The 26641-nt window shown below is 58.9% G+C and carries 23 protein-coding genes; 16 read left to right on the top strand and 7 right to left on the bottom strand.

Annotated elements, in window-relative coordinates:
- Window positions 1–268 precede the first annotated feature (268 nt).
- From AC1Z1G_RS18780 to AC1Z1G_RS18765, 4 genes are all read left to right on the top strand, one after another.
- Window positions 269–2107: a long-chain-acyl-CoA synthetase gene (locus AC1Z1G_RS18780; protein ID WP_483621682.1), complete on the top strand. Its 1839-nt coding sequence runs from the start codon at window positions 269–271 to the stop codon at window positions 2105–2107.
- A 96-nt stretch (window positions 2108–2203) separates the two neighbouring features.
- On the top strand, window positions 2204–2722 hold the full coding sequence (locus AC1Z1G_RS18775; protein ID WP_483621680.1) for an ankyrin repeat domain-containing protein: 519 nt from the start codon (window positions 2204–2206) through the stop codon (window positions 2720–2722).
- 230 nt (window positions 2723–2952) lie between these two features.
- Window positions 2953–3483, top strand: coding sequence for a hypothetical protein (locus AC1Z1G_RS18770; RefSeq protein ID WP_483621678.1), 531 nt, complete (start codon window positions 2953–2955; stop codon window positions 3481–3483).
- A 217-nt stretch (window positions 3484–3700) separates the two neighbouring features.
- On the top strand, window positions 3701–3892 hold the full coding sequence (locus AC1Z1G_RS18765) for a PLDc N-terminal domain-containing protein (protein WP_483621677.1): 192 nt from the start codon (window positions 3701–3703) through the stop codon (window positions 3890–3892).
- A gap of 6 nt (window positions 3893–3898) precedes the next feature.
- On the opposite strand, the gene AC1Z1G_RS18760 is transcribed toward AC1Z1G_RS18765, so the two are convergent.
- Window positions 3899–4372, bottom strand: a complete 474-nt coding sequence (locus tag AC1Z1G_RS18760; RefSeq protein ID WP_483621675.1) for a methylated-DNA--[protein]-cysteine S-methyltransferase — start codon at window positions 4370–4372, stop codon at window positions 3899–3901.
- A 174-nt stretch (window positions 4373–4546) separates the two neighbouring features.
- Between AC1Z1G_RS18760 and speE the strand changes: the two genes are divergently transcribed.
- Both speE and AC1Z1G_RS18750 read left to right on the top strand, forming a co-directional pair.
- Complete coding sequence (gene speE, locus AC1Z1G_RS18755) at window positions 4547–5422, top strand: polyamine aminopropyltransferase (RefSeq protein WP_483621673.1); 876 nt, start codon at window positions 4547–4549, stop codon at window positions 5420–5422.
- Window positions 5423–5879: 457 nt separating this feature from the next.
- A complete protein-coding gene (locus tag AC1Z1G_RS18750) occupies window positions 5880–7973 on the top strand; it encodes an LTA synthase family protein (protein WP_483621671.1) in 2094 nt (697 codons plus the stop codon).
- 66 nt (window positions 7974–8039) lie between these two features.
- Here AC1Z1G_RS18750 and AC1Z1G_RS18745 read toward each other — a convergent pair whose 3' ends face one another.
- Window positions 8040–8192, bottom strand: a complete 153-nt coding sequence (locus tag AC1Z1G_RS18745) for a DUF3309 family protein (protein ID WP_347901391.1) — start codon at window positions 8190–8192, stop codon at window positions 8040–8042.
- A 333-nt stretch (window positions 8193–8525) separates the two neighbouring features.
- Between AC1Z1G_RS18745 and AC1Z1G_RS18740 the strand changes: the two genes are divergently transcribed.
- From AC1Z1G_RS18740 to csrA, 3 genes are all read left to right on the top strand, one after another.
- On the top strand, window positions 8526–9341 hold the full coding sequence (locus AC1Z1G_RS18740) for an SDR family oxidoreductase (RefSeq protein WP_483621670.1): 816 nt from the start codon (window positions 8526–8528) through the stop codon (window positions 9339–9341).
- A 64-nt stretch (window positions 9342–9405) separates the two neighbouring features.
- A complete protein-coding gene (locus tag AC1Z1G_RS18735) occupies window positions 9406–9738 on the top strand; it encodes a YnfA family protein (protein WP_483621668.1) in 333 nt (110 codons plus the stop codon).
- Between the two features lie 149 nt (window positions 9739–9887).
- Complete coding sequence (gene csrA, locus AC1Z1G_RS18730; RefSeq protein ID WP_347901389.1) at window positions 9888–10073, top strand: carbon storage regulator CsrA; 186 nt, start codon at window positions 9888–9890, stop codon at window positions 10071–10073.
- 4 nt (window positions 10074–10077) lie between these two features.
- Here the strand turns inward: csrA and AC1Z1G_RS18725 are convergent, their stop codons facing one another.
- Both AC1Z1G_RS18725 and mnmC read right to left on the bottom strand, forming a co-directional pair.
- A complete protein-coding gene (locus AC1Z1G_RS18725; RefSeq protein WP_347901388.1) occupies window positions 10078–10305 on the bottom strand; it encodes a YheU family protein in 228 nt (75 codons plus the stop codon).
- A gap of 236 nt (window positions 10306–10541) precedes the next feature.
- Window positions 10542–12524 (bottom strand): bifunctional tRNA (5-methylaminomethyl-2-thiouridine)(34)-methyltransferase MnmC2/FAD-dependent 5-carboxymethylaminomethyl-2-thiouridine(34) oxidoreductase MnmC1, encoded by a 1983-nt coding sequence (mnmC, locus tag AC1Z1G_RS18720; RefSeq protein WP_483621666.1) that lies wholly within the window; start codon window positions 12522–12524, stop codon window positions 10542–10544.
- A 140-nt stretch (window positions 12525–12664) separates the two neighbouring features.
- Between mnmC and pap the strand changes: the two genes are divergently transcribed.
- Window positions 12665–14188: a polyphosphate:AMP phosphotransferase gene (pap, locus tag AC1Z1G_RS18715; RefSeq protein ID WP_483621664.1), complete on the top strand. Its 1524-nt coding sequence runs from the start codon at window positions 12665–12667 to the stop codon at window positions 14186–14188.
- Window positions 14189–14303: 115 nt separating this feature from the next.
- Here the strand turns inward: pap and AC1Z1G_RS18710 are convergent, their stop codons facing one another.
- Window positions 14304–14504, bottom strand: a complete 201-nt coding sequence (locus tag AC1Z1G_RS18710) for a DUF6316 family protein (RefSeq protein ID WP_483621662.1) — start codon at window positions 14502–14504, stop codon at window positions 14304–14306.
- Window positions 14505–14793: 289 nt separating this feature from the next.
- Between AC1Z1G_RS18710 and AC1Z1G_RS18705 the strand changes: the two genes are divergently transcribed.
- Window positions 14794–15756 carry a DMT family transporter gene (locus AC1Z1G_RS18705; RefSeq protein ID WP_483621660.1) on the top strand — a complete coding sequence of 321 codons (963 nt, stop codon included), beginning with the start codon at window positions 14794–14796 and terminating at the stop codon, window positions 15754–15756.
- Window positions 15757–15888: 132 nt separating this feature from the next.
- On the opposite strand, the gene AC1Z1G_RS18700 is transcribed toward AC1Z1G_RS18705, so the two are convergent.
- The gene (locus tag AC1Z1G_RS18700) at window positions 15889–17283 is read right to left on the bottom strand and encodes a class II fumarate hydratase (protein WP_483621658.1); all 1395 of its coding nucleotides are present in this window, start codon (window positions 17281–17283) and stop codon (window positions 15889–15891) included.
- A gap of 191 nt (window positions 17284–17474) precedes the next feature.
- Here AC1Z1G_RS18700 and AC1Z1G_RS18695 point away from each other — a divergent pair, with 191 nt between their 5' ends.
- The 5 genes from AC1Z1G_RS18695 (at window position 17475) to AC1Z1G_RS18675 (ending at window position 21791) form a co-directional block, all read left to right on the top strand.
- The gene (locus AC1Z1G_RS18695; RefSeq protein ID WP_483621656.1) at window positions 17475–17990 is read left to right on the top strand and encodes a DUF2059 domain-containing protein; all 516 of its coding nucleotides are present in this window, start codon (window positions 17475–17477) and stop codon (window positions 17988–17990) included.
- A gap of 12 nt (window positions 17991–18002) precedes the next feature.
- Complete coding sequence (locus AC1Z1G_RS18690) at window positions 18003–18302, top strand: BolA family protein (protein WP_483621654.1); 300 nt, start codon at window positions 18003–18005, stop codon at window positions 18300–18302.
- A 101-nt stretch (window positions 18303–18403) separates the two neighbouring features.
- Window positions 18404–19345, top strand: coding sequence for an oxygen-dependent tRNA uridine(34) hydroxylase TrhO (trhO, locus tag AC1Z1G_RS18685; RefSeq protein WP_483621652.1), 942 nt, complete (start codon window positions 18404–18406; stop codon window positions 19343–19345).
- A gap of 3 nt (window positions 19346–19348) precedes the next feature.
- Window positions 19349–19984, top strand: coding sequence for a DsbA family protein (locus AC1Z1G_RS18680; RefSeq protein ID WP_483621650.1), 636 nt, complete (start codon window positions 19349–19351; stop codon window positions 19982–19984).
- On the top strand, window positions 19977–21791 hold the full coding sequence (locus tag AC1Z1G_RS18675) for an ABC transporter ATP-binding protein (RefSeq protein ID WP_483621649.1): 1815 nt from the start codon (window positions 19977–19979) through the stop codon (window positions 21789–21791). The genes AC1Z1G_RS18680 and AC1Z1G_RS18675 overlap by 8 nt, the downstream gene beginning before the upstream one ends.
- Window positions 21792–21802: 11 nt before the next feature.
- Here AC1Z1G_RS18675 and AC1Z1G_RS18670 read toward each other — a convergent pair whose 3' ends face one another.
- Window positions 21803–26548, bottom strand: coding sequence for a hypothetical protein (locus tag AC1Z1G_RS18670; RefSeq protein WP_483621647.1), 4746 nt, complete (start codon window positions 26546–26548; stop codon window positions 21803–21805).
- Between the last annotated feature and the right edge of the window lie 93 nt (window positions 26549–26641).

Raw genomic sequence — 26641 nt, 5'->3', positions numbered from 1 at the left:
CGCCTTATGGCGAAGCCGCCGGGGCAAAACCCGGGCAAAAACAGACCCGATCCCGGATACAAATCATTTCAAAAACCGCATGTACAGCGTCAGAGCCCCTGACGTACTTTTCGACCTGTCCCAACGCTTGTTTTTCCACTTTGCGCATCTCTGACGAGAGGTACGCGATCGTCCCTCATTCAGGGATGAAGTAGCACAGAACACCGAGCACTGCATGTTCGCCCGACAATAAAAACCAGGCCCTCAAGTGGGCCGAACGGGAGCAACCATGAGCAGCACACCGAACGACATGATTACCTGGGGCATGATGCTCCGTAAGTTGCCGTCCATGGCCAAGGCCCTGCCACGTGTTGTCAGGGGCCTGAGAAGCGCCAACGTCAAGCAGCCCGATCAGCCTTGCGGGCTGGGGTGGTATTTCGAGCAGTCCACGTTGCGCAACCCTGATGGGCCGGCTCTGTTGCAGGGCGAGGTGGTGCTCAGTTATGCACAGGTCAATCAATGGGCCAATCGCATTGCTCATCACCTGATGGCTCAAGGCATTGGCAAGGGCGACGTGGTCGGGATCTTCATCGAAAACCGTCCGGAGCTGCTGGTCACGGTGCTGGCGGTGGCCAAGATCGGTGCGGTCAGCGCCATGCTCAACACCTCGCAAACCCAGCAGGCGCTGGTGCATAGCATCAATCTGGTGAACCCTGTGGCGATTGTCGTGGGGGCGGAACTGGTGGACGCGTATGCGGCGATTCGCGAGCAGGTCGCCATCGAGCCGGTGCGGACCTGGCTCGTCGCCGATCAGGACACGACCCGCGACCCTGGCACCGCGCCCGCCGGGTTCATCAACCTGATGGCCGCCAGTGCCCAGGCTTCTGCCGAGAATCCTGCGAGTAGCCAGCGGGTCTACCTCGATGACCCTTGTTTCTACATCTACACCTCGGGCACCACCGGGCTGCCCAAGGCCGGAGTGTTCAAACACGGGCGCTGGATGCGGACCTCCAGTATTTTCGGCTTGATCGCCCTGGATATGCGCCCCGAGGACGTCGTGTACTGCACCTTGCCGCTGTACCACGCCACGGGGTTGTGCGTGTGTTGGGGCTCGGCGATTGTCGGGGCTTCCGGGTTCGCCATACGGCGCAAGTTCAGCGCCAGCCAGTTCTGGAGCGACGCCCGTAGATACCGCGCCACGACCATCGGCTACGTGGGTGAATTGTGCCGCTACCTGATCGATCAGCCACCCAGTGCAGACGATGCGGATAACACCGTGGTGAAGATGATCGGCAACGGTTTGCGTCCCGGTGTGTGGAGCGCCTTCAAGCAGCGTTTTGCGGTCAAACACATCTGTGAGCTGTACGCCGCCAGCGACGGCAATATCGGGTTTACCAACATGCTCAATTTCGACCACACCATCGGTTTTTCCCTGATGTCCTGGGAACTGGTGGAATACGCTCACGACAGCTGTGCGCCCGTGCGCAACAGCCAGGGCTTCATGCAGAAAGTCGGCAAAGGCCAGCAGGGTCTGTTACTGGCGAAAATCGATGACAAGGCGCCGCTGGACGGCTACACCGACCCGCAGAAGACCGAGAAAGTGGTGCTCCACGACGTTTTCGAAAAGGGCGACCGTTACTTCAATACCGGCGATTTACTGCGCAATATCGGTTTCGGGCACGCCCAGTTCGTCGATCGCCTGGGCGATACCTACCGCTGGAAGGGTGAGAACGTCTCGACCACCGAGGTTGAAAATATCCTTTTGCAGCACCCGCACATCGCCGAGGCCGTGGCCTATGGGGTGGAAATCAGCAACACCAATGGCCGCGCCGGGATGGCGGCGATCACGCCTGCGGAGTCGCTGGCGACCCTGGACTTCAGTGAATTACTGAGTTTTGCGCGCCAGCAGATGCCGGCTTACGCGGTGCCGTTGTTTCTGCGAGTGAAGGTCAAGATGGAGACCACCGGGACCTTCAAATACCAGAAAACCAGGCTCAAGGACGAAGCGTTCGACCCCGGTAAAACCGGCGATGACCCTATCTACGCGTGGCTGCCCGGCTCCCACACCTACGTTCAGGTCACCGAGCAGGTGCTGGCGGATATCCATGGCGGCAAGTTCCGTTATTGATTTTGGCTATGGCCGCCCGAGAGAAAAAAGGAGTGACACACCCAAAGCCGCTCGGGAAACTAGCGGCTTTGCGATTGACCGAAAGTGGAGCCCCCAATGACAGACAAAAACCGCCAGATGAGCCCGGAAGAAGCCGCGGAGTTTGCCGAGCAGGTATTCAACAAGGCCCGCGAGGGTGATGCCGCGATGCTGGCCGCGCTGCTCAGCAAAGGCTTGCCGCCGAACCTGCGCAATCACAAGGGCGACACCTTGTTGATGCTGGCGGCCTACCATGGCCATGTCGATGCCGTGAAAGTGCTGCTGGAGCACAAGGCCGATCCGCAAATCCGTAACGATAACGGCCAGAGCCCGATTGCCGGCGCGGCATTCAAAGGTGATCTTGAGGTCGTCAAGACGCTGGTCGAGGGTGGCGCCGAGGTTGAGGGTTCATCCTTCGATGGTCGTACCGCGCTGATGATGGCGGCAATGTTCAACCGCACCGCCATTGTCGATTACCTGATCAGCAAGGGCGCCAATCCCAAGGCCCTGGACGCCAACGGCGTATCTGCCCTGGATGCCGCCAAAACCATGGGCGCCGTCGACACCACGGCACAGTTGCAGAAACTGCTCGGCTGATCACGAACCCTGTGGCGAGGGAGCTTGCTCCCGCTGGGGCGCGAAGCGGCCCTGAATCCTGAAACCCATTTGTATCTGATACTCCGAGTACTCTGGATCACGACTGCTTCGCAGCCGAGCGGGAGCAAGCTCCCTCGCCACAGGGTTGCGCTTGACCTCGGGCTCGGTATCCCTTCGCGAATACGCTATCCTTCGCGGCCTCAAAATTCCCTCGCTACAGGATCTGCCCCATGAAAGCCGCACTCGTCGAACTCATCAGCAAAATCAGCTCTGGCTGCATGGGCGAGGCGCAGATCGTGCAGATCGCCGACGAGGCGGCGCAGGCTTATGCTGACCCTGCGGCTTTTCTGGTTGCCAACCCGGACATCAACTACGACGACACCTTCCCGATTCCGTTGGGTGAGTGGGTCGTCGTCGGCAGCCTGCCGGAAACCGTGCTGTTCCAGGCCGACACCTACATGGACCTGTTCGCCCAGATCGTTGAATCGTTCGGGCCGGGCGTGGTGTTCAACATCAAGCCCAAGCAACTGGCCAAGACCGAAGCGCTGACGGCGCTCAACCGCATCCAGATCCAGCTGGGCAGCATGAACCCGGAAAACGGTGGTTATGTGCTGATGAACTTCAGCCAGTTGCTCGATGACGAAATCCAGGCAGTGCTGGTCTATGGCAACGACGTGCCGCGCGTGCTGGCGTTGTGTGCCGAGGTCGGTATTGCCGCTGCACCGTCGCTGGAAGCGCTGAAAGTGGCGATCCACGTTTAAGCCCGCAATAAAACGAAACCCCGCTCAGGCCCGACTATCCTAAGGACTGTACGAAAAGTTGCCGAGTGGCGATCAGGCAAGGCAAAAACAGGCGAGGAAGCGGAGTTTACGGGTTGTAAATGAGCATTCCGAGCCTGTTTTTAACGCAGCATGATCGACACGCAGGCAGTTTTCGTACAGAGCCTAAGACTGCACACCATTACTGGGGAGCGACATCATGGGTAATACGTTCAACGGCCTGATCGGTCTGATTGTTCTTGTACTGGATATCTGGGCCATCATCAACGTACTGAAAAGTGGCGCAGACACCGGGATGAAGATCATCTGGGTGCTGTTGATCGCCTTGCTGCCGGTGCTGGGGCTGATTATCTGGGCCATCGCCGGTCCACGGGGCAACGTGCGACTGTAGCGTCACTCAAATCAGCCATGCCCCTTCAAGCTCCAGCAGGGCTTGTTTGCGCGCCAGGCCACCGGCGTAACCGGTGAGGGTGCCATTGCTGCCGATCACGCGGTGGCAGGGGATGATGATCGAAATCGGATTGGCGCCATTGGCGGTCCCGACGGCGCGGATCGCCTTGGGGTTTTCGATGTGCCGCGCAAGCTCCGCATAGCTCCAGGTACGGCCGTAGGGGATACGCTGTAATGCCTGCCACACCTGCTGCTGAAACACCGTGCCCTGGGGCGCGAGGCGCAGGTCGAAGACTTCGCGTTTACCTTCGAAGTATTCATCCAGTTGCCGACAGACGGTATCGAGCTCCCGCCCGGCCTCAACCCACTGATCATCCGGCGTCCAGCGCGCGTGGCTGTCCATGTACAGCAGGCGCAGGCCCTGTTCATCCCCGGCCAGCAGCAGTGGCCCGATGGGGCTTGGGTGGTAGCGGTAAAACATCATGAGGCTCCGGCGGTGGTCTGGCGTAAAGATAGAGCCAGAAGGTTCGACCTGTCATGTTCGGCGACGTAGAATGCGCGCCTTTCCTTGGTCAATCGCCTGCCTTGCGCCTGCGAATGACCATCATGGGCGGGTAACCGTCCGTTGCCACCCGCACTCACCGGAGCACTTCCCATGAGCACCACCACAACCAGCGAGTACCTGGAAACCCTCTACGAAGGCTACGGCCAGCGTTTTCGCATGGAAAAACTGCTGCACGAAGTGCGCACCGAGCACCAGCACCTGGTGATTTTCGAGAACCCGCGCATGGGCCGGGTCATGGCACTGGACGGCGTGATCCAGACCACCGAGGCCGATGAGTTCATCTACCACGAGATGCTCACCCATGTGCCGATCCTGGCCCATGGCACTGCCAAGCGCGTGCTGATCATCGGCGGTGGCGACGGCGGCATGCTGCGCGAAGTGGCCAAGCACCGCAGCATTGAACACATCACCATGGTCGAAATCGACGGCACCGTGGTCGACATGTGCAAGGAATTCCTGCCGAACCACTCCAAAGGTGCGTTCGATGACCCACGCCTGAACCTGGTGATCGACGACGGCATGCGTTTCGTCGCCACCACCCAGGAAAAATTCGACGTGATCATCTCCGACTCCACCGACCCGATCGGGCCGGGTGAAGTGCTGTTCTCGGAGAACTTCTACCAGGCGTGCCACCGCTGCCTGAACGAAGGCGGCATCCTGGTGACCCAGAACGGTACGCCGTTCATGCAGATCGAAGAAGTGAAAACCACCGCCGGGCGCCTGCGCAGCCTGTTCCCGGACTGGCACTTCTACCAGGCCGCCGTGCCGACCTACATCGGCGGCGCAATGACCTTTGCCTGGGGCGCGACCAACACGGCGTATCGCAAACTGTCCCGCGAAATCCTGAGCCAGCGGTTTGCTGGCAGCGGCATCATCACGCGCTACTACAACCCGGAAATCCACATTGGCGCCTTCGCCTTGCCACAGTACGTGCTGCAAGCCGTGAACAAACCAAGCAACGACTGATCACCTGCAATAAAAAAGGGCCGCAAGGCCTAATGCCAGTCAGTTAAGTGAAATCTCTGTGGGAGCGAGCCTGCTCGCGAAAGCGGTGTGTGCGCAAACATTGATGTTGGATGTGCCGACGTCTTCGCGAGCAGGCTCCCACACGTTTCGTGTCTTAATTGACAGGCATTAGCCGCAAGGCCCTTTTTTGTGTTTCCAGATATTCGTTACACAAAATTTTCACAAACCCTCCAAGACAATTCGCCAGCGCCGATTTTTGGGCTACACCTGATGCAGTTCCCCGTTCCAGAGGGCTGGAAGACACCGTCGCCGGTCTCGGCCAGTTATAAATGGCAATGCCGTGAACGATCGTGCAACATTTGCGCACCGCGAAAGCCCCGGGCCAGGTAGTGGTCAACAGAGGGTAGGGCGCAGCAACTTCTTTGCAACTTAAACTTCCAATGGGTCCTAAAACGACATGGCAAACCCGGACGCCCTGAATCAGCAGCGAGCTTCAAACCGCCTGCTGCAACCGACCGTCAAATCGCACCTGGCCTATACGCTGCTGTGCGCCCTGATCATCATGGTGATGCTCTCGGTATTGCGCGTGGCGCTGCTGGTCTACAACCGGGAGATGATCCTCAATACTCCGGCCTCGACCTTTGTCGAAGCGTTCGCCAACGGCCTGCGCTTCGACTTGCGCCTGGTGGTGTACCTGAGCATCCCGTTGCTGCTGGCGCTGTTCAGCGTGCGGGCAATGGCGGCGCGCGGCTTTTTCCGCTTCTGGCTGACCGTTGTCTCGAGCATTGCGCTGTTCCTTGGCCTGATGGAGATGGACTTCTACCGCGAGTTCCACCAACGCCTTAATGGCCTGGTTTTCCAGTACGTCAAGGAAGACCCGAAAACCGTGATGAGCATGCTCTGGTACGGTTTCCCGGTGGTGCGTTACTTGCTGGCCTGGGCCGTGGGCACCTGGTTGCTGAGCCTGGCGTTCAAGGGCGCCGACCGTGCGACCCGGCCACGTGGCCCGTTCAGCGGTGGCAGCATCAGCACCCGCCAGGTAGCGCCGTGGTATGCGCGTGTCGGCGTGTTCGTGGTGTGCCTGTTGATTTGCGTGGTGGCCGCTCGCGGCACCCTGCGTCAGGGCCCGCCATTGCGTTGGGGTGACGTTTACACCACCGACTCGAACTTCGCCAACCAGTTGGGCCTCAATGGTTCGTTGTCGCTGATCGCGGCGGCCAAGAGCCGCATGTCCGAAGAGCGCGACAATATCTGGAAGCCGACGATCCCGCAGGAGCAAGCGCAGCAGACCGTGCGTGACATGCTGGTGATGCCGGACGAGAAACTGGTCGACGCCGACATTGCCGCTGTCCGTCGTGACTACACGCCGCCGGCCGACAAGACCCTGCCGATCAAGAACGTTGTCGTGATCCTCATGGAAAGCATGGCCGGTCACTCGGTGGGCGCTTTGGGCGGCCCTGGCAACATCACGCCGTACCTCGACAAACTGTCGAAAGAAGGCCTGTTGTTCGACCGCTTCTTCTCCAACGGCACCCATACCCACCAGGGCATGTTTGCCACCATGGCGTGTTTCCCGAACCTGCCGGGTTTTGAATACCTGATGCAGACCCCGGAAGGCAGCCACAAGCTGTCCGGCCTGCCGCAGTTGCTCAGTGCGCGCAAGTTCGACGACGTGTATGTCTACAACGGCGACTTCGCCTGGGACAACCAGTCGGGTTTCTTCAGCAACCAGGGCATGACCAACTTCATCGGGCGTAATGACTACGTCAACCCGGTGTTCTCCGACCCGACGTGGGGCGTGTCCGACCAGGACATGTTCGACCGTGGTTTGCAGGAGCTGAAGGCCCGCGAAGGCAAGAAGCCGTTCTATGCGTTGCTGCAAACCCTGTCCAACCACACGCCGTACGCCTTGCCGACCCCGTTGCCGGTCGAGAAGGTCACCGATCGCGGTAGCCTGAACGAGCATTTGACGGCCATGCGCTACGCCGACTGGGCGTTGGGTCAATTCTTCGAGAAGGCCCGCAAGGAGCCGTACTTCAAGGAAACCCTGTTTGTCATCGTGGGTGACCACGGTTTTGGCAACGAGCGCCAGATCACCGAAATGGACCTGGGCCGCTTCAACGTACCGATGTTGATGATTGCACCGGGCATCCAGGAAAAATTCGGTCAGTTGGACCACACCGTGGGCACACAGATCGACATCGTACCGACCATCATGGGTCGATTGGGTGGTGAAGTGCGCCATCAGTGCTGGGGCCGTGACCTGCTGAACCTGCCGCAAGGCGATACCGGTTTTGGCGTGATCAAGCCGTCGGGCAGCGAGCAGACCACCGCGATCATTACCGCGGACCGGATCCTGGTGCTGCCTAAAGAAAAAGAAATGGCACCGAAGATGTATGCCTACGAACTGGGGGCCAACCCTCATTCCGAAATCATCCCGGATGCGCCGCAAACGGCCGAGATGAAGAAAAAGCTCGAGTCGTTCCTGCAAACTGCAACCAAAAGCCTTCTCGATAACACCGCCGGTGTTGTCGATGGCAAGCCCGACTAACGGTTGGCGCACAAAAAAAGAGGCCCGCGAGGGCCTCTTTTTTTTGCCTGTTGAATCGGTCGACGGTCAAATCCTGCCAAGCAGCAACAGAACCACTAATACGACCACCACCACGCCGATCACACCGGACGGGCCGTAGCCCCAGCTGCGCGAATGCGGGAAGACCGGCAGGCCACCGATCAGCAGCAGGATCAGAATCACGAGAAGAATGGTGCCCATATCGGTTTCCTTATTGGCGTGTGATGGAGAGTCGCAAGGGTTGAACAACAGATGTGATTGCAATAAAACCGAGCGCCTTAAAATGTCCGACTCAGGCGCATGAAAGAAAATTCAATGTTTCTTTACTGCTTTTTGGACACTGATTTATTTCGATTTTAGTTGGGGCCAGACAGGGCTGCATCACGCCTGCTATCGCGAGAGTGGCAGCACGTTTGCGAGCCTCTCAAGCGCTTCGGTTTGCCTGAGGCATTCAGCACCCTGATGGTGCGTGGGTGTCGCAATGTCCTTCGCTACACTGGCCATATCTTCCCCGGAACAACTAAGGCAAGGGCTATGCAAAATCGCATGATGATCACGGGTGCCGGCTCCGGCCTGGGGCGGGAAATCGCACTGCGTTGGGCCCGTGAAGGCTGGCGGTTGGCGTTGTCGGATGTCAGTGAGCCTGGTTTGCAGGAAACCCTCCTGCTGGTGCGCGAGGCGGGTGGCGAAGGGTTCGCCCAGCGTTGCGATGTGCGCGACTACTGCCAGTTGACAGCGTTAGCCCAGGCCTGCGAACAGAAGCTGGGTGGCATCGATGTGATCGTCAACAACGCTGGCGTGGCCTCGGGCGGGTTCTTCAGTGAGCTGTCGCTTGAAGACTGGGACTGGCAGATCGCGATCAACCTGATGGGCGTGGTCAAGGGGTGCAAGGCTTTCCTGCCGCTTCTGGAAAAGAGCAAAGGCAAGATCATCAACATCGCCTCCATGGCGGCGCTGATGCAGGGCCCGGCCATGAGCAACTACAACGTGGCCAAGGCCGGTGTGGTGGCGTTGTCCGAAAGCCTGTTGATTGAACTGGCGCAGCAGGACGTCAGCGTGCATGTGGTGTGCCCGTCATTCTTCCAGACCAACTTGCTGGACTCTTTCCGGGGGCCGACCCCGGCCATGAAAGCTCAGGTCGGCAAGTTGCTGGAAAGTTCACCGATTACTGCCACGGATATCGCGGACTACATTTACCAGCAGGTTGCCGCTGGAGAGTTCATGATCCTTCCCCATGAACAGGGCCGCATGGCCTGGGCGATCAAGCAAAAGGATCCGCAACGGCTCTACAACGAAATGACCGTGATGGCCGACAAGATGCGCGCCAAGGCCAGGCAAAGCACCTGCTGAACTTGCCCGCCCAAGGCTGTGTCGTTAGGGTTGCCGCATCTGGCAACTCTGACGAGACATTTACATGCTCAACTACCTTTGGTTCTTTCTCGCGGCGTTGTTTGAAATCGCCGGTTGTTACGCCTTCTGGATGTGGCTGCGCCAGGACAAAAGCGCCTGGTGGATTGCCCCGGCCCTGATCAGCCTGACGTTGTTCGCGCTGTTGTTGACCCGTGTCGAGGCGAGCTACGCCGGCCGGGCCTATGCCGCTTACGGTGGCATCTACATCATCGCGTCTATTGGCTGGTTGGCCGTGGTCGAGCGCGTGCGGCCGCTGGGTTCGGACTGGTTGGGCGTTGCGCTGTGTGTGCTGGGCGCGAGTGTCATTCTGTTCGGCCCACGCTTCTCGGCACCGTAACCCCAGGCGTTCATTGATGAGGTTTGCAGGATAGGTCTGTAAGGAGCATCCGGTGGCGTTGTAGGGCGAGACTGTTTTGCCCCGCGTGCATTGAAGCGTTGCCCGGTGGCGAGCATCTTCAAGGTCCGGTTACCTCAAGGACTAGAGCCATGCTTGTACTCAGCCGCGTTGTGGGCGAATTGATCTCCATCGGCGACAACATTTCCCTGCGCATCCTCGCGATCAACGGCAACAACATCCGTTTTGGCATCGAGGCACCCCCGAACGTGAATGTGCACCGCGCTGAGGTCTACGAGCGCATTCAGTCGCGCCGCGCCCAGTCCAAGGGGCGCTGAGATTTCAGTCGAACAAATGCTTGGGGACGTCGTGCTTGAGCATCAGTTGGCATTGTTCGCTTTCCGGGTCGAAGACAATCAGCGCCTGGCCCTTGCTCAATGCGCTGCGAACCCGGAGTACGCGGGTTTCCAGCGGCGTTTCATCGCCATTGTCGGTACCGTCGCGGGTGACGAAGTCTTCGATCAGGCGGGTGAGGGTGTCGACTTCAAGTTGGTCGTGGGGGATCAGCATAGGCACCTCGGCTAAACAATGGCGTGATGCTACGGCGAATGAGCCACGGGGGCCAGCCTGCCGGGTTCTGTGGTGCCATGACGGCCGCCATCGCGGCAGGCTCGCTCCCACCGTTAGCGGCGGTGTTCACACAGAATGTGTTCAACGCCTATCCATTGTGGGAGCTTGCTCGCGATGGCGATTTTCAAGGCGCCATGGCGCTCGGCTCACAACTCTCCGGGCGCTGCCCGATCAGGTTAACCCTTGCCCCGGATCAAGCGGCGCAAGGCAAAACGATTCGGATGGCAGGCCTCGGCCACGGCGCGGGGCAGTGGCAGCGGTTCGTTGTCCAGCCAGGCGGCGAGCAATTCGCCGGACAGCGGCGCAGTGATCAAGCCGCGTGAGCCGTGACCGCTGTTGACATACAAACCGTCGAGCCAGGGGCAAGCAACGTCCGGCACCTGCCGGGCGTCCTTGCTCAATGCCGCATAAGCCTGGGCAAAGGCCTGGTTGTCGGCCAAAGGGCCGACGATGGGCAGGTAGTCGGGGCTGGTGCAACGGAACGCCGCGCGGCCCTGAAGTTGCTCCGGGTCCAACTGTTCGGCGTGCAGGCGGCTGACCAGGTCGGTGGAAATCTCCTTGAGCAACTCAAGGTTACCCAGGTGTTCGGCGGTGGTCGGGGTCAGGTCATCGCTCTTGAAATCGAAACTCGCGCCCAGGGTGTGTTCACCCAAACGTGCGGGGGCGACGTAGCCTTCGGCGCACACCACGGTGGCCAGGCTCAGGCTTTGCGCGGTTTGGGGGAGGCGGGTGATCTGCCCGCGAATGCGTTTGAGCGGCAGTTCGGCGCTTTGCGCAAAGCGTTTGATCTCGGCGGCGCCGGCCAGGATCACCACCGGTGCACTGGCCAGCAACGTCTCGCCGTCCCAGGCTTGCCACTGGTCATCGACCTTGCGCAGCTCCAGCGCTTCGCGGTGCATCAACCGCTGCACATTGGCGTGTGTCGCTTGCCATTGGCACAGCGCGGGCGGGTGAACCCAGCCGCCCTCCGGGTAGAACAACCCACCATGGGTCAGCTCGATCCCAGCCCTGGCCTGCGCGTGCGGTTGATCCAGCACATGCACCAGATCAGCCGCAAACGCGGCGGCCAACTGCGCCTGGCGCTCCGCTTCCTTGGCATTGAATGCCAGTTGCAGCACCCCGCAACCGTCCCAGTCGACACCGCGCTGCAAGTGTTCGAGCAGTCGACGGGTGTAGCCGAAGCCGCTGATGATCATTTGCGACAACGCGGTGCCGTGGGCCGAGAGTTTGAGGTACAGCACGCCTTGCGGGTTGCCCGAGGCTTCCTGCGCCAGTTCACCGTGACGCTCCATAATGCTGACCTGCCAGCCGCGTGCAGCGAGGCTGGCCGCACTCGCACAACCGGCCAGCCCGGCACCGATCACCAGGGCGCGACGTTCGCCGACCACGGGCGTGGGCCGGGCAAACCATGGTTTGGTCGCCACTGGGGCTGGCGTCTGCTCGGGCCAGCCGAGAAACGCGCCGCGCAGGATTTCCCACTTGTGCCCGATGCCCGGCGTGCGGCGCATTTTGAAGCCTGCCGCATTCAGCAAACGGCGCACCCAACCGGTGCTGGTGAACGTACTGATCGTCGAGTCAGGGGCTGCCAGCCGGGCCAGTTCGGCAAAGAGCTCGGCGGTCCACATGTCCGGGTTCTTGGCGGGGGCAAAACCGTCGAGAAACCAGGCATTGATGTGCGCGTCCAGTTGCGGCAGTTGTTCCAGTGCATCGCCGATCAACAGGGTCAGGGTTACGCGGCCGTTGTCCAGCACCAACCGCTGGAAGCCCTGATGGATCGCCACGTACTGGGCCAGCAATGGGTCGGCAAAGGCCTTGAGTTCCGGCCAGAGGGCCAGGGCCCGTTGCAGGTCGCTGGGGCTCAGCGGGTATTTCTCGACGCTGACAAAATGCAGCCGTGCGCCGGCCATCGCTTGTTGTTCGAACAACTGCCAGGCGCAGAGAAAATTCAGCCCGGTGCCGAAACCGGTTTCGCCAATCACAAATAGACCGTCGGCCGCCAACGCGGCGAAGCGTTCGCTCAAGCGGTTTTGCTCGATGAACACATAGCGGGTTTCTTCCAGGCCCGACTGGTCGGAGAAGTACACATCGTCGAACACCCGCGAGTGCGGGCGTCCCTGGTCGTCCCAGTCGAGTTGGGCGTGGGGCATTACAGGATTCATGGCGGGCTCGGCAACGGCTGGGTGGCTATTCTAGCCGATCACCAGAGCGGCGATTGATCCATGACAAGCGTCATGACCTTTGCCCAGACAAACGCTGGGGCAATCCGTTAGTCTTGCTCGATCTTGGAAGGGAGCCGCCCATGTTCGAATCTGCCGAAATCGGTCACGCCATCGACAAAGAAACCTACGACGCCGAGGTCCCGGCCTTGCGCGAGGCCTTGCTGGAAGCGCAGTTCGAGCTTCAGCAGCAGGCGCGCTTTCCCGTGATCGTGCTGATCAACGGCGTTGAAGGCGCGGGCAAGGGCGAGACGGTCAAGTTGCTCAACGAGTGGATGGACCCGCGACTGATCGAGGTGCGCACCTTCGATCAGCAAACCGATGAAGAACTGGCGCGGCCACCGGCCTGGCGTTACTGGCGCCAACTGCCGGCCAAGGGCCGAATGGGCGTGTTCTTCGGTAACTGGTACAGCCAGATGTTGCAGGGCCGGGTGCATGGCGAGTTCAAGGATGCCCGGCTCGATCAGGGCATCGCCGGCGCCGAGCGCCTGGAAAAAATGCTCTGCGATGAAGGCGCGCTGATTTTCAAGTTCTGGTTTCACCTGTCCAAGAAGCAAATGAAGGCGCGGCTCAAGGCCTTGCAGGACGACCCGCTGCACAGTTGGCGCATCAGCCCGCTGGATTGGCAACAATCGAAGACCTACGACAAATTCGTGCATTTTGGCGAGCGGGTACTGCGTCGCACCAGTCGCGACTATGCGCCCTGGCATGTGATCGAAGGCGTTGATGCTCACTACCGGAGTTTGACCGTCGGCAAGATTCTGCTTGAAGGCCTGCAAAGTGCGTTGAAGGCGCCCAAGGTCAAAAGCAGCGGCATGAACCCGGCGCCGCTGCCATCGTCCGTCGACCAGCTCAGCCTGCTCGACAGCCTGGACATGAGCCAGCACCTGGAGAAGGACGATTACGAAGAACAACTGATTACCGAGCAGGCGCGCCTTTCCGGGTTGATGCGTGATAAACGCATGCGCAAGCACGCCCTGGTGGCGGTTTTCGAAGGCAACGATGCCGCCGGTAAGGGGGGCGCGATTCGCCGCGTTGCCGCTGCCCTCGACCCGCGCCAGTACCGTATCGTGCCCATCGCCGCCCCCACGGAAGATGAGCGTGCCCAACCGTACTTGTGGCGGTTCTGGCGACAGATTCCCGCCCGTGGCACGTTCACCGTATTTGACCGCTCCTGGTATGGCCGGGTGCTGGTCGAACGCATCGAGGGGTTTTGCAGCCCTAATGACTGGATGCGCGCCTACGGCGAAATCAACGATTTTGAAGAGCAGCTCAGTGACGCCGGGGTCATTGTGGTGAAGTTCTGGCTGGCCATAGACAAGCAGACTCAGCTGGAGCGTTTCCAGCAGCGTGAGGAAATCCCGTTCAAGCGTTTCAAGATCACCGAGGACGACTGGCGTAACCGCGACAAGTGGGACGATTACCGCGCCGCCGTCGGCGACATGGTCGATCGCACCAGCACTGAGGTCTCGCCGTGGACCCTGGTTGAAGCCAACGACAAGCGCTGGGCGCGGGTCAAGGTTTTGCGCACAATTAACCGGGCGCTGGAAGAGGCGTTTGAAAAGTCCGACAAGCACGACAAGAAATTGAAGAAGGCCACTAAGTGAGGCGATGGTTACGCCTGCGCGTGGTGAATGCGGCGCGAGGTTGCTCAGGGCTAAAGGCCTGAACGTGGCGAGCATCAAGCCCTGGGAGCTTAACGAAGTGTTCGCCGAACAGGCATCAACTGATGCGCTCGCGGCTCAAGAGCTGGACTCGCTCGATATAGGCGCGGATCTCCCGTTCAGCTTCTTCATGGTTGCTGAACGGACCTTCCAGGGTATTTTCCCGGGTGCTGAAATACAGGTCGCCATTCACGCGGCTTAACCGGTCACAGCGAAAGTGAGTGGCCGGGGCGGTGTCTTGGGCGCGCATGCCGTACATGGTGATCTCCTGTCGCGTGGGCGGTCCTGGAACAAAATCAGCTTAAGTCTGAACACCTTGATGCGCCCAACCTTCGGATCAGCGGCATACCGCCAATTTATCGATGCGACGCTGACTCATGCCGGTCCGTCAAGGTCGCGCTCCCACAATGGACGCGGTGTTCCAGTCCTTGACTGACAGCCATCAGGCGACGGTGACCATTTTATTCGCGGCTTGTTGTGCATTGTGTCTGTGTGAGGCGTTGGCGGCAGCCTAGAATGGGGGCTCGTTGTCTGACCTTGGGGGTCGCATGCACATTTCTTCCGGTCGCTGGGTTTATGGTCTGTTTCTCGCCTTGCTGACCGCACTGCTGTGGGGAATCCTGCCGATCAAACTCAAACAAGTGCTGCTGGTGATGGACCCGGTCACGGTGACCTGGTTTCGCTTGCTGGTGTCCGGTGGCTGTCTGTTCGTCTACCTGACGGCGACCCGGCGTTTGCCGAGCCGCAAGGCGCTCGGCCCGAAGGGCGGCTGGTTGGTGGCGATGGCCGTGCTGGGGCTGGTGGGTAATTACGTGTTGTACTTGATGGGCCTGAACCTGCTGAGCCCCGGCACGGCGCAGTTGGTGGTGCAGATGGGGCCGATCATGCTGTTGATCGCCAGTGTGTTTGTGTTCAAGGAGCGTTTCAGCCTGGGGCAGGGGGTTGGCCTGCTGGTGCTATTGATTGGTTTCGGGCTGTTTTTCAATCAACGCTTGATCGAACTGCTGACCTCGCTGAGTGACTACACCGCCGGTGTCCTGCTGATTCTGGCGGCGTCGACTGTGTGGACCTTTTATGCCCTGGGCCAGAAACAACTGCTGACGGTGTGGAACTCGTTGCAGGTCATGATGGTGATCTACCTGTTCTGTGCGTTACTGCTCACGCCCTGGGTTCATCCGTTGGAAGCGTTGCAACTGAGCCCGTTGCAGGGTTGGTTGCTGCTGGCGTGCTGCCTGAACACGCTGATTGCCTATGGCGCCTTTGCCGAAGCGCTGGCCCATTGGGAAGCCTCGCGGGTCAGCGCGACGCTGGCCATCACGCCGCTGGTTACCTTCGCCGCCGTGGCGCTGGCCGCCTGGTGGTGGCCGGATTACGTGCATGCCGAGCAAATAAACGGCCTGGGGTATAGCGGTGCGGTGCTGGTGGTGCTGGGTTCGGCGCTGGTCGCGCTGGGGCCGTCGCTGATCGCCGGGCTCAAGGCCCGACGGGTGCGGATGGCGGTCAGTCGATAGGCCGCGTCATCGTTCTTCCTCGGATCGCCGCCCGGAGCAAACCCGTCCCACATTTGACTGCGACCTCAAGGTAGATTCGGTCCAGTGTGGGAGCGGGCTTGCTCGCGAAGACTGACTGCCAGTCACTGCAAATCAGCCTTTGCTGCCAGCCTCCAGCATGTTCTGCGGCTTGACCCAGGCATCGAACTGCTCATCCGTCAGGTAGCCCAACTGCAACGCTGCCTCACGTAATGTCAGCCCTTCGCCATAGGCTTTCTTGGCGATTTCTGCCGATTTGTCGTAGCCGATGTGCGGGTTCAGCGCCGTCACCAACATCAAGCCGCGTTCCAGATGCTCGGCCATTTGCGCAGCGTCCGGCTCCAGGCCCGCGACGCAGTGCTGCTGGAAGTTGCTGCAACCGTCGGCCAGCAGGCGAATCGATTGCAGCAGGTTGTGAATGATCACCGGTTTGAACACGTTCAGTTGCAGGTGACCCTGGCTGGCCGCAAAGCCGATCGCCACGTCGTTGCCCATGACCTGGCAGGCGAGCATCGACAATGCTTCGCACTGGGTCGGGTTGACCTTGCCAGGCATGATCGAACTGCCGGGTTCATTGGCCGGCAGCTTCACTTCGGCAAAACCGGCGCGAGGCCCGGAGCCCAGCAGGCGCAGGTCGTTGGCGATTTTCATCAGGGTCACGGCCAGGGTTTTCAGCGCCCCGGACAATGTGGTCAGCGGCTCATGGCCCGCCAGTGCGGCGAACTTGTTCGGCGCAGTGATAAACGGCAGGCCGCTGAGGGCAGCCAGTTCGGCCGCAATCGCTTCGCCAAAGCCGTGGGGTGAATTGAGCCCGGTGCCAACAGCGGTGCCGCCCTGTGCCAGTTCGCACACGGCTGGCAAGGCACTGCGGATGGCCCGCTCGGCGTAATCGAGTTGGGCGATGAACGCGGAAAGTTCCTGGCCGAAGGTAATTGGCGTGGCGTCCATCAGGTGGGTGCGGCCGGTCTTCACCAGGTTCATGTGTCGGGCGGCCTGCTCTGCCAAACCGCCGGAGAGTTCATTGATCGCCGGCAGCAGATGGTGCTGCACAGCTTGCACCGCCGCGATGTGCATGGCGGTGGGGAAGCTGTCGTTGGAACTTTGCGAGCGATTGACGTGATCGTTGGGGTGTACCGGCACCTTGCCGCCACGCGGGTTGCCGGCCAGTTCGTTGGCGCGGCCGGCAATCACTTCGTTGACGTTCATGTTGCTTTGGGTGCCGCTGCCGGTCTGCCAGACCACCAGCGGGAACTGGTCGTCGTGCTGCCCGGCGAGGACTTCGTCGGCGGCCTGTTCGATGAGGCGGGCAATGTCGGCGGGCAGGTCACCGTTGCGATCATTGACCCGGGCCGCGGCTTTCTTGATCAGCGCCAGGGCATGCAGCACCGCCAGCGGCATGCGTTCGTTGCCGATGGCGAAGTTGATCAGCGAACGTTGCGTCTGAGCGCCCCAGTAGGCGTCATCCGGGACTTGCACCTGGCCAAGGCTATCGGTTTCGATACGACTCATCGGTCACACTCCTGTAGGTCTGATTGCGCAGTTTAGGCCGTGATCGCGCGCTGTGGTTCCATCAGTCGGTTTTTCTGCTCTCAGGCCCCGCCCATCAGGTGCAGCAAGGCTTGGGGGTTGAGCGTCGGCGTTTTTTAGGCGCAGAATGGCGCCCCTTGGGGTTTTACCTCGCCTGCTTAAAAGGAAACTCGATGACTCGTCTTCGTGCCATCTGTACCGCGGTTGCTCTGGTTTGCGCCAGCGGCCAGGTTTTTGCCGATACCGCCAGCCACAACGCCAGTGCCGAAGCTTTCCTGACCCTGGCGCACGCTGACAAACTGGGCACCCCGGTGTACATGCAAGTGCAGCAAATGTTCGCTCAGCGTTTTGAACAAGCCCAGGCACCGGCCTCGAAAAAAGCCCTGCTGGAAACCTACCAGGCCAAGGCCAACGCCGCCCTGGACCAGGCCATTGGCTGGAACAAGCTGAAGCCGGACATGGTCAAGCTCTACACCAGCAACTTCAGCGAGTCCGAGCTCAAGGACCTGGTTGCGTTCTACCAGTCCCCACTGGGCAAGAAAGTCCTGGAAAAAATGCCTCAGCTGACTCAGCAGTCGGCCCAGATGACCCAGGCCAAGCTGGAAAGCGCAGTGCCTGTCGTCAACAAGTTGCTGGCTGACATGACTGATGAAATCACACCTAAAACGGCGCCAGCCAAGAAGAAGTAAGCGGAGTCAGGAATGACCATGCAACAACGTATCGAATCGGCACTCGGCGCATTGAGCCCGACGCATCTGCACGTACTGGATGAAAGCCACATGCACAGCCGCGGGTTGCAGACCCATTTCAAGGCGGTGGTGGTCAGCGAGCAGTTTGCCGGACTCAATAGCGTCAAGCGCCACCAGAAGGTCTACGCCACCCTGGGTGACCTGATGGGCGAGTTCCATGCGTTGGCGCTGCATACCTACACCCCTGAAGAATGGGTGAAAGTGGGCGCAGCCCCGGCCTCGCCGACCTGCGCCGGTGGCAGCAAGCATTAACCACAGGTTTTTTGCTAGAATCCGCAACGCGCCGCTCACCCGGCGCGTTTTTTTTCGTATCCGGTTCACCCTTTACGAGGGTAGCCACCTGGAGATTACCCATGACTCAATCCATCGTCGTGGCGGCACTGTATAAGTTCGTCACCCTGGAAGATTACGTTGCCCTGCGCGAGCCCCTGTTGCAGGCAATGGTCGACAACGGCATCAAAGGCACCTTGCTGATTGCCGAAGAAGGCATCAACGGCACCGTTTCGGGCAGCCGCGAAGGCATCGACGGGCTGATGGCCTGGCTCAAGAACGACCCGCGCATGGACGACATCGACCACAAAGAGTCGTACTGCGATGACCAGCCGTTCTACCGCACCAAGGTCAAACTCAAGAAAGAAATCGTCACCCTGGGCGTTGAAGGCGTCGACCCGAACAAAAAGGTCGGCACCTACGTTGACCCGCAAAACTGGAACGCGCTGATCAGCGACCCTGAAGTGCTGCTGATCGACACCCGTAACGACTACGAGGTGTCGATTGGCACCTTCGAAGGCGCCATCGACCCGAAGACCACCAGTTTTCGCGAATTCCCGGACTACATCAAAGCCAATTTCGACCCGGCCAGACACAAGAAGGTCGCGATGTTCTGCACCGGCGGCATTCGCTGTGAAAAGGCGTCGAGCTACATGCTCAGTCAGGGCTTCGATGAGGTGTTCCACCTCAAGGGCGGGATTCTCAAGTACCTCGAAGAAGTGCCGCAGGAAGAAACCAAATGGCAGGGCGATTGCTTTGTGTTCGATAACCGCGTCACCGTGCGCCACGACCTGAGCGAAGGCGACTACGATCAATGTCATGCCTGCCGCACTCCTGTGAGCGTCGAAGACCGTGCATCCGAGCACTACGTGGCTGGCATCAGCTGCCCGCATTGCTGGGATAAGCTGAGTGAGAAGACCCGCCGCAGCGCCATCGACCGCCAAAAGCAGATTGAACTGGCCAAGGCTCGCAATCAACCGCATCCGATTGGTTACAACTACAAGCAAACATCCACCGAGGCCTGAACCATGTCCGCGCGCCTGATCTATGTAATGGACCCGATGTGTTCCTGGTGCTGGGGGTTCGCTCCGGTGGCCGAAGCACTGGTCGAGCAGGCGCAAGCGGCGGGTGTTGAGTTGCACCTGGTAGTGGGTGGTTTGCGCACCGGCAGCGGCGCGGCTCTGGAACCGACGACCCGGCGCTACATTCTGGAGCACTGGCAGGCTGTCACCGACGCCACCGGTCAGCCGTTCAAGTTCGAAGGCGCGTTGCCCGATGGTTTTGTCTACGACACCGAGCCTGCGTGCCGGGCGTTGGTGACGGCGCGCAGCCTGGCGCCGGACTGCGCCTGGAAACTGCTCAAGCTGATCCAGCAGGCGTTTTATACCCAAGGTCGCGATGTCACCCATGCCAGCGTGCTGGTGGAATTGGCCGAGCAGGCGGGGTTGCCGCGCATTGAATTCGCCGCAGCCTTCGACCGTGCCGATCAGCATGCGGCGACAGCAGCGGATTTCACCTGGGTTCAGGACCTGGGCATTGCCGGGTTCCCGACCCTGCTGGCTGAGCGTAACGGTCAACTGGCGTTGCTGACCAATGGCTATCAGCCGCTCAGCGAGCTCTCGCCGTTGCTGGGCCGCTGGCTGGAGCGCGCTGCCTGTGCCTGACCTGCCTGATGCTGCACCCTCTGCGCATGTCGACCGGTTGAGCTGGGCGGAAATCCGCCGCCTGGCACTTCACCATAAAAAATCCCTGTGGATCGCCAACGGGGTCGCCGTGCTGGCGACCTTGTGCAGTGTGCCGATCCCGCTGCTATTGCCATTGCTGGTAGATGAAGTGCTGCTGGGGCATGGCGACGCGGCACTCAAGGTCATGAACCACGCACTGCCGGCAGGCTGGCAAGTTGCCGCGGGCTACATCGGTTTGATGTTGTTGGTGACCTTGGCCCTGCGTTGCGGCGCGTTGTTGTTCAACGTCCTGCAAGCGCGGTTGTTTGCCCGGCTGGCCAAGGACATTGTCTATCGCATTCGCGTGCGGCTGATCGAACGGCTCAAGCGTATCTCGCTGGGCGAGTACGAAAGCCTGGGCAGCGGCACTGTGACCACCCACCTGGTTACCGACCTGGACACAGTCGACAAATTCGTCGGCGAAACCCTCAGTCGTTTTCTGGTGGCGATGCTCACGCTGGTGGGCACGGCGGGCATTCTCATGTGGATGCACTGGCAACTGGCGCTGCTGATTCTGCTGTTCAACCCGTTGGTGATCTACGCCACCGTGCAGTTGGGCAAACGGGTCAAACACCTGAAAAAACTCGAGAACGACAGCACCTCGCGCTTCACCCAGGCGTTGACCGAAACCCTGGAGTCGATCCAGGAAGTGCGCGCCGGTAACCGTCAGGGCTTTTTCCTCGGACGCTTGGGATTGCGGGCGCAAGAAGTGCGCAACTACGCCGTGAATTCCCAGTGGAAAAGCGACGCTTCCAGCCGTGCCAGCGGGTTGCTGTTCCAGTTTGGCATCGATATTTTTCGTGCAGCGGCAATGCTCACCGTGCTGTTTTCAGACCTGTCCATCGGCCAGATGCTCGCGGTGTTCAGCTACTTGTGGTTCATGATCGGCCCGGTCGAACAACTGCTCAACCTGCAATACGCCTATTACGCGGCCGGTGGTGCGCTGAGCCGGATCAACGAGTTGCTCGCGCGCGCCGATGAACCGCAGTACCCCGGTGGCGTGGATCCGTTTCAGGGGCGTGAAACCGTGGGGATCGAGGTGCAAGGCTTGAGCTTCGGTTATGGCGATGAGCTGGTGCTCGATCAACTGAACCTGTCCATCGCACCCGGCGAAAAGGTCGCGATTGTCGGTGCCAGCGGCGGCGGCAAAAGCACCCTGGTGCAATTGCTGTTGGGGCTGTACACACCGCAATCGGGCAGCATTCGTTTTGGTGGTTCGACCCAGCAGGAAATTGGCCTGGAGACCGTGCGCGAGAACGTTTCGGTGGTGCTGCAACATCCGGCGCTGTTCAACGACACGGTACGGGCCAACCTGACCATGGGCCGTGAGCGCAGTGATGAAGCCTGTTGGCAGGCACTGGAAATCGCCCAGCTCGACGTTACGATCCGCGCCCTGGCGCAGGGCCTGGACAGCATCGTCGGGCGCTCCGGCGTGCGTCTGTCCGGCGGGCAGCGCCAGCGCCTGGCCATCGCCCGCATGGTCCTCGCCGACCCTCGGGTGGTGATTCTCGACGAGGCCACCTCCGCACTGGATGCGGCCACCGAATACAACCTGCATCAGGCGCTTGCGCGCTTCCTGCGCGGGCGGACCACGCTGATCATTGCTCATCGCCTCTCGGCGGTGAAGCAGGCTGACCGTGTGCTGGTCTTCGATGGCGGCCGGATCGCCGAAGATGGCGACCATCAGCAACTGATTGCCGACGGTGGCCTGTACGCCAAGCTCTATGGGCATTTGCAGCAGCTGTAAGGGCGTGCGGCTCAGTCCCAGATCACCTTTAACGCGTCTGCGTCGCCGCTGTGAGCAAACTGTTGCATCACCACCGAACAGGAGTCGCATGGCGCCATGGTGGTGGCGACTGTGACCGGCCCGCGGGTGGCGTCATCCGGGTATTTGTCGCGAATTACCTTGATCAACTTGCTTTCGCTGTCCAGCGATGTGGGTCTGAGGGTCAGCTCGGGGGTGTATGTCGACATGTCGGTGATGGTGCGAGGAATTGATTCGAGCTTGCCGTGTGCGGACACGCTGAGAGACGTCGCGGGGAAGCGTGTGTTGAAGTCGACATTAATGTAGGTGGTAGTGCCTACCGTGACTTCCTGAGTGCGGTGCTTGGCAAATAGCGGTAAAAACCGCGTGTCACCGCCAGCACCCGATACGCTGACATACACTTCGACGTGGCCGTCGGCGCGGGTTATTTGGGCGTAACCGATGTTTCTGGGGCGATCCATGTTTTTGTGTTTTTTGACAATGTTCTGAAGTTCTTTCATCGTCTTGGCAATGTGCAGATCGCTCAGCTCATCGAGTTTGAACAGCGACTTGCCAAACAGGTCGTTGAAAATCTTTGCGGTTTGTTGGCGCAAGGCTTCTGGCGCAGCCTTGGTGCGTGTCCAGGTTTTTGTCGTGACAGGGTACTCGCAGACAATCATGCGCGTTCTATGGTCGAACATCATGGCTTCGCCTGGCGTTGTTGCGACCTTTACATGCTTCAGGTCCGCAGGCGGATTCAACGGGCCACCGAGCGGTATCGCAATCTCATCCATGGCGCTGGCTGCCTGCTTCACTTTATCCACCCCGTAGATTCGAGCGGTATTGTTGGCCTGTATCGAGCCGATGAAGACCGTATGGAGTTCCTTGTAGAGTGGGTCTGTTTGAAGGCTTGCGTCGGGTATGCGTTGTAGTCTGTGTGGGCCAGAGAGGCTCTGTCCTTTCGCGATCTCGGCAAAGTAGTAGTCGGTCGCGTTGAGTTGGGTGAACAGGTACTCTGATTTAGCATTGGTCTTTGACTCGATGATCAATGTACCGACTTGGCGGAGATCGTCATCAAGTCCGTCATACATACCCGAGACCTTGATTCGACCGTACATCCCCTCTTGAAACTCGATGGCTCCATTGAGCCGAGCCTTGGGCGTAAGTGTCTTGATGCCCAGTGCTTTCCTGGCTCCCTCGTATCGGGTCCACACACCCCCCGACTCGGTATAAAGTTGACCGTCCAGCGCCAGAACAGGCCTTTTGCGGCCTGCTTTTACCGGTGCGGGGGTGTAGATCTTGTCGCCAAACCAAGGGCTATAGCCTTCATTCGCGTTGTAGCTATTCAGTGCGGGCGTGGGTGCGAGATCACGGTAGACATAGGTATTGAGACAAACAGTATCTCCCGGGGCGCGACGAACTCGGCAGGTCTGGAGCTTGAAGGTTTCACTGGCATCAATGGTGTCGACACGGCGCAGGGCTCCTTTGTCTAGCCGATAAGGCACGTCATCAATCAGCAAAGTGTTGCGACCGTCCACTTCGGGGATGTTCTGTACGCGTGCCGTTTCTGGCAGGTCAAAGACTACCCTGTTGTCGATTTCGGCAACTCTGGCGTATTCGGACCGACCAATAGAGATCTCATTTGCCTTAATGCTCAGCTTGGGGCCGTAAGGCTTGCCCGATAACGGGTCAATCAGGTGATAGTCTGGTTTACTGGCCAAGCCTGTATTGCGTAAGGGAATGTCTTCAATGCCGCGTACGGTTGCTAACTGATCACCCGCGACTCTGGGTTTCCAGGTGCCGGGCGTGGTGGATTTGGCCATGGCCCCAATGACGTCGTAATCTGCGGCCCGGCCGGCCAGTGTCTTCACCTTGGACACGCCTTTGTGGCCGAGCCTCAAAGCAATTCTGGATCCTGATTTGAGTAGCGAGGGGAGACCGTCCAGTGGGTTCAGGTTTTGTGCCGTTGCAATGAGTAGCTTTTTTGTCAGGCTGCCAAAACCTGGAAGGGTGGCTCGCACACCCAGTTTTCCTGCGGTCATTGCCAGCCTCACGGCACCTGATACGAACTTGCCAATAGGAATCAGGAAGGAAGCTAGTTCAAGACCTAATCCGAGTACACCTTGAAATATCCGAGCGGCGTTGCCTGAGGCGATGTCTTCGATGCTGCTCCAAAATGGAACGATTGCTTTTAAAGTGTTGATGGCTTTGTCGTTACGGGCTTGTATACGATCAAACTCGGTTTCTCCCCGGGCATAAGCAAGCATCTGATCTTTGTCGAAATACAAGTGATGCTCGTTAATCAATTCAGCTATTTGGCGTGAGCGCTCAGAGGATAATGTCTGAGGGATGAAGTCGGCCTCTTCGTCGGATTGCTGTTCATCGAGTGTGCTCCCTTGTCTCATGAGAATGGCTTTGCAGCTTGCACCTGGAGTAGGGGGCATACCGGTTTCATGCGCATTCCAATCGAATGGAAGCGTTTTGACGCGCAAGGAAATCTTTGCAGTGATAGCGGAAGCAACTTTCTCCGGTATTACTCGAAGCCCTGCGCCAATGAGTGTTCGATCAAATGAGAGGAGAGTGCGAATGATTCCAGCTGCTGGTATGCACTCATAATACGAGTTTTTGTTTTTGTAGGCGGTGGTCAAAATAAAGCCCTTCCGGGCTCTGGTCGAGTTTGAGGCTTGCCCATTTTCGATAAATACCGAGTCGCCCGAAATGGCTGCTATCAAGGCATAAACTCTTACGGTGCCGCGTTCTATAGCTTTGCGATCAGGCATGGGTAATGTTGCTAAAAGGCTTGTAATCAATCGTGCATAGGCCTGTTTTTGTACGCCGAGGTAGGCGTTGAAATCATTCTGAAACGCTGCGCGAATGTCAGGCAGGTATTTGCCGTCTGGGGAATACAAGATGGATGAATCGATGAATATGGCATTTTTGTGTATTTGTATTTTGCGATCGCCGTCAAGGCGGATCCAGAGCGTGCTTCTTTGTTTTCCATCGGGTGTTGTCCTGTACCATTTTTGACCTTGATCGAACATTCCGGACGCGTACACATCAAGGAAGCTGAAGGATTCCGTGGGGGCACTTTTTAATGTGGGGACGTCAAAAAAACTGTTTGCCCACGTAATGGGCTCAGCGAGTAATTTGAATCCGTCTGATATGAATGTGTTGGGTCCCAATAGCGTTGCCATCTCCTGTTTAGCGAGCTCCAATCGTTTGGGAGGGTCCTTGTCAAGTTGAGTGACGGCATGACTCAGTGCTTGTGCGTGATCGTCGAGCGCAGACACGGATCGCTCGATTTCTTCCTTCGTATAGCTGGCATCGGTTCTTTCACGAATAACGCCATTGGTGATTGCCCACTCTACGGTGGGGCGAAGTCGTGTGAGGGTGATGAAATTCAGATCATCGACAGAGGCTCCAGAAATTTTACTGATGGGCAAATCCACCAGTTGCTGAAATTTCAGAAGTTGCAACAAGAGTGGATCAACAGCGTAGGCAAGATTGACGCCGTGGATGAAGTTTACCCACACAACAGAACTTCTATAAGCAAGGTCAGATGGAATGTCCTGTACCTGAAACTCTATGGGGAACTGCGATATAAAAACACGCCCAAGTAAAATCGCCTCATTCGTGGACAATGCACGTCCCGACTCAAGCAGGTGCGACTCAAACTCTGTTTGCAGGGTTTGGTAGCTCTTTCCCCAGTTCGAGTGTTGATTCAGGTTGTAACCGACGAGGGTGCCGGGTTGGTCTGACACTCTGCTGCACCAGAGCCGGAGTGCCTTGGCCACCAATTTGATTCGAATGTCGGGCGAGGTTTCTTCATCAGGTTTGCTTGCGTACCAGTCCAGCGCTTTGAGCAGCGCATTTCCGAGCGCCTGAGCTTTGTCAGTATTTAATATCTTTTCCAGATAAGCCGAAGGCGATTCACGAAGGGTCTGGGGTGTGAGGTTGTTAAGTAGATCGCCGGCGAGGTAGTCAATCGGCTGGACCTTGGCGTCTGGCAAGTGCTGCTGGATAACCTTGATAAAGGTGCTGTCAGTCAGTTGTCGCACGATACTTTCCGCTGTTATCTCCCTTGTTTCATCGGGGGGCAAGGCATTGCGAATGGTTTTTAACGTGTTCCTGTCACTCAAGGTCGGACGCCGGTACAGGCTGTCGATATCAATGCCGCCCTCAAACCTGGGAGAGTGTCTGGCGAGTTTCTCTTCCAGGGCGCGGATCACCGTCAGGTGTTCGGTAGTATTTTTCGGATCCCAGGGCGTGAGGCCGTAATACGTTGCCATTCTGGAAACAGTGACGAGGCCATCGAAACGAATTTGACCCCCGAGTGTCTGGGCTGCCTGATCAATAGTGGTAATCCAGGCGCTCCACTTTGGTTGACCGGTCAGCACTAGCGGGAGCGTCGTTGCCTTGTCCGTGAGGAGTGTTTCATAGACGCCACGACCCTCGACGATAGTGACTTTCAAATAGCTGTAAGACGCTTTCAGCTGTTGGCAGAGTGCTCGGTAGTCTGGGTCTTTGATCAACGCCTGAAGGGCAATTTGGCCTCGCTCGTTATCCTGTGCCATGGGCGAGAGCGGGCGAGGTTTTATGAGGGTGTCTGCTAAATACTCGGGTGGTATTTTGCTGTCGCGCAGGAGTGACAACAGGAGGTCATAGTCTTCCTGCCGGGCTTGATGCAGCTGTGCATAGGTCGGCGTTGTGTCGAGTATGTTGTCGGGTGGTGTAATGGAGGCGGAAGCCGTTGTTTGCATGGCAATTATTTCTTCTGGGCGTTAATCGGGTTGAGCTTTGCGTGAGGTCTGGAAGTGAGTGGCAAAGCGATTCCTTAGTTAAACGCTCATCAG

The sequence above is a fragment of the Pseudomonas sp. JL27(2026) genome, from assembly GCF_056933555.1.
The sequence above is the reverse complement of the archived record's forward strand: the minus strand, read 5'-3'. Positions and strand labels throughout refer to the sequence as shown.